General features: G+C 38.0%; 2 protein-coding genes and 2 pseudogenes. All 4 read left to right on the top strand.

Features of this window, described 5'->3' with window-relative positions:
• Window positions 1-478 precede the first annotated feature (478 nt).
• Window positions 479-1,009 (top strand): DivIVA domain-containing protein, encoded by a 531-nt coding sequence (locus SK642_RS06780; protein WP_033684066.1) that lies wholly within the window; start codon window positions 479-481, stop codon window positions 1,007-1,009.
• A gap of 110 nt (window positions 1,010-1,119) precedes the next feature.
• Window positions 1,120-6,096: pseudogene (locus SK642_RS11155) on the top strand (putative Ig domain-containing protein); the annotation flags it as partial.
• Window positions 6,094-9,378 carry an Ig-like domain-containing protein gene (locus tag SK642_RS10120; RefSeq protein ID WP_419991764.1) on the top strand — a complete coding sequence of 1,095 codons (3,285 nt, stop codon included), beginning with the start codon at window positions 6,094-6,096 and terminating at the stop codon, window positions 9,376-9,378. The pseudogene SK642_RS11155 and the gene SK642_RS10120, both read left to right, overlap by 3 nt.
• Window positions 9,379-9,792: 414 nt before the next feature.
• Window positions 9,793-12,585 (top strand): annotated as a pseudogene (locus SK642_RS11095) (SHIRT domain-containing protein); the annotation flags it as partial.
• Window positions 12,586-12,587: the final 2 nt, after the last annotated feature.

Here is a 12,587-nt window from a genome sequence, read left to right as displayed (position 1 = left end):
TTGAAGAGTATTAACTAATGTTAGCATTACTTAGGGTTAGTTTTACTTTGTAAAGAAAATTTAACAAAAACTTAATATAAAAACACTTGACAATTTTCGGGGGGGGGGGTATAAAATGATTGTGTAAAATTATGCATAAAAAACAAAGTATTAGTATATTAGTTTTTTGTCAATGCTAATGAAACAATTGTAGAAGTAAGGATGTGAATGATAAAATGGTAAAGAAATGACCCTGATGTGCAGGGGACTTAAAATATCATAAAATAAGTGAATCAGTTAGAAATCATGTATTGTAACGCTATATGTTTTTCGTACCTAGAACCTTAAGCGAAATGAAAGTAGAGGAAAGGATCTATGAGATGAAGGAGAGCGAAAAATTAGTTGGAACTCAGACTGAGATGATTTAAAGAAGTAGAATAAAGAAATGCGAATATTAAATCTGACTCTACACTCAGTTGTTGCAAAAGAGGAAAGAACTATGGAAGATATAAAAAGAAGCCTTTTTGGATATAACAAAAAGGAAGTAGACGACTTAATCCTAAGTCTGGAAAGAGAAAATAATCGTCTCAAACAAGAACTGCTTGGAAAGACTGAAGCCGTTGAACAGTTAAATGCACAATTATATAAATACCACTCTCAAGAAGAGCTGATTAGTGAAGCTATCATTGATGCAAAAAAACTTTCAAAACAATTGTTAGACGAAGCTAAACAACAAGCAACAGAGATGATTGATACAGCAAATAAATCCATCTCGGATGAGTTCGAACGCTTTAATCGAACAATGAAAACATTGAATGAACTTAAGAACAAAGTAATCGCACAGAAGACGGAGTTATCTAAGGAGTTACAAGAAGTTTTATTACGTTATAAAAGCGCTTTCGAGAACTCAGAAACAGAGGACTTTGTTCGTATAAAAGAACATTTAGAAGATGAGCTTACTCATTCAGAAGAACTGTTCGAAAATTCTAAGCAGATTATTTATATTCCTGATTTGAATCATAAAAACTAACATCAGAAATAAGGAAGGACATAAGAAACGTGAAAAAAGTGGAACAGCAGCAAATATATTCTATCCGTAAGAATAAAGCTTACGGCGCAAGTTCAGTGTTAATTGGTATAATGGGAACTACTTTACTATTGGGAGGATTGGCGCCTGCCGTTCAAGCAGAAGAAACTGATGTAAAACCAGAACCAAAACCAGTAGATGCATCATCTTCAGATGTGCCCAATGCTTCCACAGTTGAAACGGCTCATTTGATTATTACCTCATCACAACCAACAGAAGGTGCAATTAAACCTGAATCAACATCAACAGATGCACCTAAGGTGAATGAGGAGAATGCTTCAAGCAATGCAGTGAATCCTACAAACAGTACTCCATCACAGCCAAAAGAAGAAGTTACTACACCTGCTACAACAAAAATTGAAGCAAAACCAGGTGAAGAGGCAACTGCTCCTAAACGAGCAGTGAGTATTGTCTACAAAGTACGCTATGTAGATCGTAAATCTCACAAAGTAGTTCATGAAGTAACGAAGACGAAAACAGTAGAAACTACTGAATCAAAAGCAAAAGTCACCGTTACAGAAATTGGTGCTGAATTGGCGAATGACAGTCAATTAGAAAACTATTATGTTCCAGATGGAAATCCAACGACCTTTACAAAAGAAATTGTTGAGGGAGCAGACAATGTATTTGTATATGAAGTAGAAGGCTTTGGAGAAACAGAAACACCTAAAGAACGTACCGTTGCTCTTAAATACACGGTAGAATATGTTGATAAAAAATCTGGTCTTGTCGTAGCAAGCGAGGAAAAGGAAGAAAAAGTCTCTACAAGTGAAGCGGTAGCGAAGAAAGACGTAACAGTTCAACCTTCTCTAGAAACAAATGAAAAACTAAAGGACTGGGTTCTTTCAGAAGCTGCACCAACCAGCCAAAAACTTACCTTAACAGAAGGTACTGTTGGAAAAGTAACGTTTAACCTTCAGAGTTCTGAAGGCGGGAAGGTGAGAAATAAACGGAAAATATCGACTCCTATTGTAGATGGGAAACCTTACTTGACACTTGAAAACCGAACAAAAGACTATATCAATGAAGAAAGTATGACTTTTGCGGGAAATGGGCAACATACCCATGAAATTGTTTATAAGATTGGTGCGTCAAATCTTCCGAATAATAATATAGAAACAGACGTAGAATTGACCCAAGGTGCAAAAGACTTAGGTTTTACATTGGACTCAAAAAAAGGAGAACTTAAGGCTACGCTTACTCCTACACGAGAAATGAAGGGGAATTATGAGGTTGGTTTTTATGTTAAATCACAACCAGAGATTAAAGTGGCGGGAACTATAACAATTACAGCATCAGAACATTATGGTTTTATGATTTTGGGAGATAAGGATGAGGATTCAGGAAATGTTGTAAATTATTTTCCAAATAACGAGTCCACTGCTACAAGCAGTGCGTACTCAACCGGACATTACCATATAGGTGGATTTGCAGAAGGCGTTTCACCAATTTATGGTGGTTATTTTAGCAATTATGGTGGTTCTTCTGTGTATGTGAATCAAGGTCAGCCAGTAACGGAAGTTACTATTGATGGACTACGCATGCCTGTGACTCCATTTGGATATTTTGTTTCAAAGGGAGGTCAAACTGTTGGGGATACTAACCAAGATTCGAAACGTTACTATACAATGCTACCTATCTTTGCTCCGATGGATAGATCATTAGATTTTGCCAATAATAACAAACAAGGTCTCTCAATTAAGAAATTCACAGTCTTAGAAGCGTCCGAAGGAGTGAATGCTAAGTTGGTGGATTTGAGGTCTGATAAGGCTCCAGATAAGGGTGTCTATAGTAATTCTTTGGACTTTGCAACAGTGGCAGATTATAACCCATCAACTGGAAGAATAAGAGAAGATATAAGAGACAGTTTTTCTCGTACTCCATATTTTCTTCAATTTACGAAATTGCCAAAAACAGCAGGAAATTATTATATTACGGTTGAAATAGTAGATAGTTTGGGGCTGAGTAAGAAAGTTAAACTAAATTTTACAACTTATGAAAATTCTACATCTGGTATGAGGTCGCACATTTATCCAGGGATTTATGGAGAATCTTATGCCTTAACTAGTGCGGATACTTTGTTTGAATCTAATGAAGAGTTTGTGAATAAGAAAACGAACGGTATTGCGGTTCCTACGTCTGATAAAGAACAAATTTTAGGAAAAGTAGTCCTTAATAAAGAGAATGCATATATAAAATCAGATGTATTTCCAGAAGGTGTTGAGTTAAGACCAATCGAGGGAAAAATCGATGAAAAAGGAAATCCAACGGAAGCGTATGTAGTGAAAAAGGCAGGTGTAAAAGTTCAACCGGGGAGATATACATTTTCTGTGAAGGCGTTTGATGGACACTTCCAAGAAGGAGGAGCTCGATCATTTGAGTTTGAAATTGTAGACGCTATTAATCCAATTGGGGATCAGCGTTGGAGAGAAGGGTCGGTTCCGAATCCGATTCCAGTTTCTATGGAAAATGGTTCACGAATTACAGGTATTCGTATAGAAACTAATGGAGGTTATGCCTTTTTCGAAGGAAATCCAGTGGATTCTAATATTTCAATCTATGGATTAAAGAAAACCGAAACAACACAAAAGGCTCGTGTTTATGTAACTTATACAGATGGTGCTGGCAAACCACATGAAACTTATACAGATTTTAATTATGAGATAGAACCTAATACAGTGGAAGATTTGAATGTTACAGTTACAAATCCAAATCAAGAGATTCCTGAGGGCGGAGAATGGAAAGATATGTTTATCACTACCACTCCTAGTGAAGGTGTGACAATCAAAGTTGATAAGACAAAACTTCCGAAAGGAACACGTTTTGCTGGTAATGTTATTAAAGGAAAAGGTCTTTATGAAGGAGTCTATGATATTCCTATTTTGGCGATTAAGGGAAATATTGTTAAGTCTACTGCAGTACATTTGATAGTGAATCCAGGAACATTTACTGTTCCTAGTGAAACTACAGAAGTTGAGGTATTCTCCAATAATATTAAAGCTGTTACAATGGATGAAAATGGTGAAATAATAAAGACTCCTATTTCTAGTTATGGATTGCAAAATGTGCCAGATGATGCCAAAGTAACTTATTCTAGTTATAATCTTGAGGGGTCAGGATTAAAAATTAGTGATGATAGGACTAAAATTACAGGTACACCAACTAGTAAGGGGAATTATAGAATCTATGCTACAGTTACAAGAAATGGATTAAATAATCAAGTACGTACTGCTGTAACAACTTATACGATTAATGTAACAGGATTAACTCCGATTCTTACAATTAGTTCAGCAGCACAGCCAAATCATCCAACAGATGCCCATACTTCTGATGAAACACGATTGATAGCACCAATCGGGACTCAGATTACTCCAATTACTATTCAGCATAATCCACACTCGAGATTAGATGTGGATTCTAATAATTTGCCAAAAGGATTGAGTTATTCGTATGATGCAGCGACTCATACTGCAACTATCACAGGAACTCCAAGTGAAATGACTTATGGTACCTCTCGTATTCGAGTTGAAGTTAGTATGGATTATCAATACGTTGATGATAGTGTATCTAACTCTATTGTGAAATACATTTATATTCAAGTTACACCTGTAACATCCAATCTTACAATTGATCGTTCGGAACAGACATTTCGTGCAGATGAACAAATGTCTCCAATTACAGTATCTGATTTTGATAATGGCGCAACAATCGACCTTAAATATGCACCAGATGGAGTAACCTATAATCAAGATACTCGTCAAATTACGGGATCCCCAACAGCAGGTGTAGGTATGTATAGATTCTATGTGCGTGCAATAATGCCTTCATCACTTGGAGGGAGCGTGACGGAAAAAGAGATTGTTCTTACGGTTACTAAATTAGAACCGACCTTAACAGCTAATCCTTCTAGGGTTGATATAACAGCCAAGGAGGAAATACCGACAATTACAATTAGTAAGGATTCGATTTCTACTTTATCTGAACCAACCGTAACGATTGAGGGGATTAGAGGTGACCAACCTTTATCAAGTGTTGGATTGAGTTATAATTCTACAGATAATACGATTACAGGAAGACCAACAATTGTGGGAAGCCATATCATTCATTTATCTACAACTTTAGAGCGACGCTATTCCGGATCTTATTATGGGGAAACAAAGACATTGGATATTCCATTGACAGTGAATCGTAAGGAATTTGATTTTATAGAAGATCAAAAGCGAGAAACAACAGTTCTATCACCAATTACTCCAGTGGAGTTGAATGTACCAGAGGGAATAGATGTAGAACTTGATGAGCGTCAATTGCCTCGAGGAGTGACATACGACAGAGAACATAAGGTAATTAAAGGTACTCCAGAAAGAGTTGGCGAATACTCAGTTACAGTTACTGCGAAACCTAATGGAGTAACTGGCAATGATAAAACGGCAACTGTAACAATTAAGGTAAATCCATTAACTGCTGGGATTACCATTAGTAACAATGGACAAAATGTTCAGGTTGGAACTCAAATGAATTCAGCGACTGTAACTCCAAATGAGCATGCTAGTGTTTATGGGACAGATGCACTACTTAATGCATTTAGTAGTGCAGTTAATGGGGGTGATTCAGGAATTGATGAATCACATATTGCTAATTATTTCTTAGGAGCCTATGGATTAACTTATAACCCTACAACTCATACAATTACAGGAACACCAACAAAAACTGGACGTATTGTATTTACTTTTATTGCTCGAAATGATTATTCATTAGGTGGTGGTGAAGCGAAAGAAACGTTTGTATTGAATGTAGTGGAATCTCTTTCTAAGATTCCTGTCATTACAGAAGCTCAAGAAGGTTCCAATGCGGTTAAAGGAAGCGGTGTTTCTGGAGCAACAGTAACCGTTACACTTCCAGATGGAGCAGTGAAGACAGCTGAAGTTAAAACAGATGGAACATGGACGGTAGAAACAACCACACCTCTTGTCAAAGGACAAAGCATTTCTGCTCGACAAAAAGAAGTTAATAAAACAGAAAGTAATGATATTAGTGCAACTGTAGTAGGAAATTCTGGGCTAGTTCCATCTAAGGAAGCATTAGTAGATGCTATTGTTGAAGAAGCTACAACAGTTACAGGTAAAGGGGAAAATGGTTCGACAATTACTGTAACTCGTCCAGATGGCACCGTTAAAACAGCTACTGTTTCTGAAGGAACATGGTCAGTTACTTTAGACAAAGCTGCAGCAAAAGGTGAAAATATTCTCGTGACACAAACGGAAGCAAATAAAGCTACAAGCCCAGCAGTTACAGCAACTGCAGTACCTAAAATCACTAAAGGTGATCAGGGTGATCCTGGAGCAACTGGACCAAAAGGAGAACAGGGTGAACCTGGAACGCCTGGAGCACCTGGTAGAGATGGATTTACTCCAGAAATTAGTGTTACACCAAATGATGACGGAAGTTATACAATAACGATTACTCAACCAAATGGTAAAGAACCGATTAGAACAACTGTTAAGAATGGTACAAACGGTACGAATGGTAGAGATGGTCGTACACCAAAAGTGAAATTAACACCAATTTACGAAGATCCAGCACATCCTAGAACTAGAAGAACAAGAAGAACAAGAAGCGTGGATGAAGATCGTGAAGCTCAACCAACAGGAAAACAAATTGGGGTTCATATTACGGTTTATTTTGATAATAATAATAACGGGACATATGATGAAGGCGATGAATTAATTAGTGAAGAGAATATCTATGACGGCGTAGACGGAAACGATGGACGTGCTGGAACAAACGGAGCGACTGGGGAAACTGGAGCAGCAGGTCGTGATGGACGAGACGGAAAAGATATCTTAAATGGAACAGAAAACCCAGGTGAAAACCGAGGTAAAGATGGAGATACTTTTGTTAATACTAAAACAGGAGATATTTTTGTCAAAGAAAATGGAACATGGAAGTCAGCAGGTAATATCAAAGGACCAAAAGGTGACGATGGAAAAGATATCTTAAATGGAAAAACAGACCCAACGTCAGAAACAGGAAAAGACGGAGATAAATACGTTAATACTGAAATAGGAGATATTTTTGTTAAGAAAAATGGACAATGGGAAAAAGAAGGCAACATCAAAGGACCGAAAGGCGACAAAGGCGAAAATGGTACAAACGGAACCAATGGACATGATGGAACGAACGGAAACGATGGAGCAGCCGGAGCAGCAGGTCGTGATGGAAAAGACGGCTTTACGCCAAAAGTAACAGTAACAGATAATCCAGATGGCAGTCATACAATCACGATTACTCAACCAGATAACCAACCACCATTAACAACAACCGTTAGAAATGGAGTGAATGGACTAGACGGTAAATCTCTAATAGCTAAAAAAGAAGGCAATGAAACGAAGATTTATGTAGAAGATCCAGCAAACCCAGGACAACCATTAGATGCAACAAAACCTCTTGCTACTATTCTTGATGGACTTAAAGGGGATAAAGGAGAAGCTGGAACAAATGGAGTAGATGGTAAATCACCAGTTATTACTATGACAGATAATGGAGATGGAACTCACTCTATTATTATTAGAAATCCAGATGGCTCTGAATCAACTACGAAAGTTAAAGATGGTAAAGATGGTAAAACAGCTACTATTACAACAACAGAAAATCCAGATGGAAGTCATACAATTACTGTCATAAATCCAGATGGTGCTTCTAAAGAAATAGTTGTTAGAGATGGTAAAACTCCGAAACTTGAAGTAATCGATAATGGCAATGGAAGTCATACCGTCAGAGTGACAGATGGAGATGGAAATGTTACAAATACTATCATCAAAGACGGTAAAGATGGTAAATCTGCAACTGCTACAACAACAGAAAATCCAGATGGAAGTCATACAGTAACGATTACAAATCCAGATGGAACTACGAATAATTTCATTGTGAAAAATGGTCGTGATGGAGTAGATGGACGTACGCCAACAGCAACAGTTCGTAACAATAACGACGGAAGTCATACGATTGTTATTACAAATCCAGATGGGGTAACTACTGAAACAACAATCCGTGATGGACAATCACCAAAAATAACTATTACTGATGAACAAAATGGAACTCATAAAATTACCGTTCTAAATGGTGACGGAACAACGACTGAAACAATCATTAAAGATGGTAAATCACCAGTAGCAACTGTTACAGATAATCATGATGGTACTTACACAATTCGTGTAGAAAATGGTAATGGAACAGTTTCTGAAATGACAGTCCGTGATGGAAAATCCCCAACGGCTAAAGTTGTTAATAATGGTGATGGTACACATACGGTAACAATTGTGAATTCAGATGGTACAACAACGACTACAATAGTTCGTGACGGTCAATCACCAAAACTGGAAGTAATTGATAATCATAATGGTTCACATACTATTAAAGTGATTGGATCTGACGGAAAAGAAACAAGTACGACAATCTTTGATGGAAAATCCCCAACAGCTAAGATAGTGGATAATGGAGATGGAACTCATACTGTAATTATTGTTGATTCTAATGGACAACAATACACAACGATTATTAGAGATGGAAAAGACGGAAAAGATGGAAAATCACCGACAGTAACTGTTCGTAATAATAATGATGGAACTCATACGATTACAATCATCAATCCAGATGGAAGTAAAACAGAAACAATCATTAAAGATGGTAAAGATGGCAAATCACCAGAAGTTACAGTGGAAGATAATGGAAATGGCACACATACTATTACAATTATTAATGTAAATGGTATTGTTTATAAAACCATTATTCATGATGGTAAATGCGGATGTAATGATAAACCTGGTGGACACACACCAGGAACTTCAACAAATCCAAAACCAGCTGAACCGACATTTGCAATGCCAGCCCCACCAGTTCATGACAAACCTGAATTTAATAGTGCCGTACCAGGAATGCCTGAAGTATATGACAAACCTGAGTATCCAGGAATTCCAACAAATCCAAAACCTGAAGGTGAAACACCAGAAAATTCAACGAATACAGGTGGGGGAACTCCAGAAAATCCAGCGAACTCAAATCCAGGCGTACCAAGTTCAGTAGGTTCAACGAACTCAACCCCAGGTGTACCAACTTCGGTAGGTTCAACAAATCAAAATACAGGTGGACCAACATCTGAGGGGTTAACACCAAGTAATCCGGAAAAATCTAGTGCTGTAAATGAGCATTCTGGTAGTGAATTACCTAAAACGGGTACAAAAGCAGACTATCTTCCAATGCTTCTAGGCAGTAGTATTCTACTAGCTCTATATGTTGGCAGAAGAAAAGAAGAATAATCGTAGTTAAAAATTTGAATTAAAATGATTTCGTTTAGAACTTTGTAAATGTCTCATAACAATTGAGATAGAAGTGCTTAAAATCTTAGAAATAAGTCATAGTTATTAAAGAATAGATGTTCCTGCATAACATTATTTAATTAAATTCTGTTATGTAGGAAGTCTATAATATTAATCAAAAAGATATAAAAAGGATAGATGTGACTCTGCTATGAAAATGAGAGCATTATCATCGTAAACTTATACATTTTATAATCTTTTAGTGGAAGATGACTTATTAGAATGATTCAATTTATTGTCTTAAAAATCAGAGATGATAGGTAATATGCTTCAAGTACTAGATTTAATGAAAATAAATGAGTGACTTAATAAATGATATTACTAAACATTCTTAAATTAAGGAGCTAAAGTTAGATGAAAGATATCTTTTGGAATAAGCATAGAAAATTTTCAATAAGAAAATTAAAAATTGGAATAGCGTCAGTTACAGTTGGGTTAGTTTTTGTAAATCCTGTGACAGGGATGAATCATGTAGAAGCAGCACTGTCTGTAGAAGATAGTAATTATATTAATGAGACAGCTGTTAATAATGGAGCTTTGGTAGAATATATTCGTCAAGCTTTAGCAACAATCTCTAAAGCGGCAAATTCAACCGTATTGCCAAGTAGTATTCAGAATTTAAAAGATAAAGTTCAAGCTTTATCGACTAAAAAAGAAGCGGATTATACAGAATCTGCATGGCAAGAATTTCAGGGGAAATTAACAACAGCAAAATCAAAATTAGAGGAAGCGGAAAAAGCTTATAATCAATCAGTAACAATAAAACCTAATGCCTCATCTTACGAAACAACAATTAATGAGTTGATTACTTCTTATCCAGAATACAATACAGTTGTTATCAAGGTTAGAGAAGGAGAAACTACAGAGGTTGCGGAAAATAGACATTTAACGAACATAAGAAGAATTAATCAAGTTCTAACTGCTAAGTATGCAGAGTTAAAAGAAACAGCACAATTAGTAAAAAGTGTGCTACCTCCAGTGGGTGGAGATATCGCTGCTCAACAATTAAATATTATCAACTCTGCAGAGAGTGTTTTGGAACTGAATAAAAAGGAATCAACAGTTGCCCAAGACCAACATACTGATTTAATGGCAGGATTGTTGGAGAATCACAAGGTAACATTGTCTAATCTTTCAAATTTAAGAGGGAATATTACTTCTGAGGATCAAGCTAAAATTAAAGCCTTTTTAGAAAGTCATAATCCATCTGCGGGGGAAACTGATGTTTTTCAAGCTTTTTCTGGAGCGTTAGGGTATAAATTTAATAATGATGGTACCATAACGATTACGTATACAGATGATGGGTCATCTGATACTGTTCCACTTAGCATTTTTGCAAAAGGTGGATCAACACAAACGGATAGTCCAGCAGCAACATACAGTGTAACGTACAATTACGTAAGCGGGACATCAGACAAGAGCTTGCCAAGTAGCATCACAGCGCCAGCCGTAGTGAATGACAAACACACAGGAGATGTAGTGGCGAGTCCAACAGGTCAAACAGACGTAGAAGATGCAGCCAACCAAGGGACATGGCACTTTAACGGCTGGGATAAATCAAGTGTAACAATTGGTACAGCCAATGAAACTGTGACAGGAACATGGAACTTTATACCAACACCTCCAGCTGCAACCTACAGTGTAACGTACAATTACGTAAGCGGGACACCAGAACAGAGCTTGCCAAGTGGTATCACAGCACCTACAGCAGTAAGTGACAAACATACAGGCGATGTCGTTGCAAGTCCAACAGGGCAAGTGGATGTAACAGATTCTGCAAACCAAGGGACATGGCATTTCAAGGGCTGGGATAAATCAAGCGTAACAGTTGGCACAACCAACGAAACCGTAACAGGCACATGGAACTTTATACCAATGCCCCCAGCTGCGACCTACACTGTAACGTACAATTACGTAAGTGGCACACCAGACAAGAACTTGCCAAGTAGTATCACAGCACCTACAGCAGTAAGTGACAGACACACAGGCGATGTCGTTGCAAGTCCAACAGGTCAAACAGATGTAGAAGATGCAGCCAACCAAGGCACATGGCACTTCAAGGGTTGGGATAAAGCAAGTGTAACAATCGGTACAGCAAATGAAATTGTAACAGGTACATGGAACTTTATACCAGTGCCACCAGTCGCAAGCTACAGCGTAACGTACAACTACGTAAGCGGGACACCAGATAAGAGCTTACCAAGCAACATTACAGCGCCAGTGGCAGTTAGTGATAAACATACTGGAGATGTAGTGGCGAGTCCAACAGGTCAAACAGATGTAGAAGATGCAGGCAACCAAGGCACATGGCACTTCAACGGTTGGGATAAAGCAAGTGTAACCATCGGTACAGCAAATGAAACTGTAACAGGCACATGGAACTTTATACCAACACCTCCAGCTGCAAGCTACACTGTGACATATAACTACGTAAGTAGCACACCAGACAAGAGCTTGCCAAGTGGTATCACAGCACCTACAGCAGTAAGTGACAAACACACAGGAGATGTAGTGGCAAGTCCAAGTGGACAAACAGACGTAGAAGATACAGCCAACCAAGGCACATGGCATTTCAAGGGTTGGGATAAAGCAAGTGTAACAATTGGCACAACCAACGAAACCGTAATAGGTACATGGAACTTTATACCAACGCCCCCAGCTGCAACCTACAGTGTAACGTACAATTACGTAAGTGGCACACCAGACAAGAGCTTGCCAAATAGTATCACAGCACCTACAGCAGTAAGTGACAAACACACAGGCGATGTCGTTGCAAGTCCAACAGGGCAAGTGGATGTAACAGATTCTGCAAACCAAGGTACATGGCATTTCAAGGGTTGGGATAAATCAAGCGTAACAGTTGGCACAACCAACGAAACTGTAACAGGCACATGGAACTTTATACCAACACCACCAGCTGCAACCTACAGTGTAACGTACAATTACGTAAGTGGCACACCAGACAAGAGCTTGCCAAGTAGCATCACAGCACCTACAGCAGTAAGTGACAAACATACAGGCGATGTCGTTGCAAGTCCAACAGGGCAAGTGGATGTAACAGATTCTGCAAACCAAGGTACATGGCATTTCAAGGGTTGGGATAAATCAAGCGTAACAGTTGGCACAACCAACGAAACTGTAACAGGCAC

The sequence above is a fragment of the Streptococcus mitis genome (assembly GCF_000722705.1).
In the GTDB taxonomy this organism is placed as follows: domain Bacteria; phylum Bacillota; class Bacilli; order Lactobacillales; family Streptococcaceae; genus Streptococcus; species Streptococcus mitis_P.
Note: the sequence above shows the minus strand (reverse complement) of the source record. Positions and strands in the feature narration are given on the sequence as shown.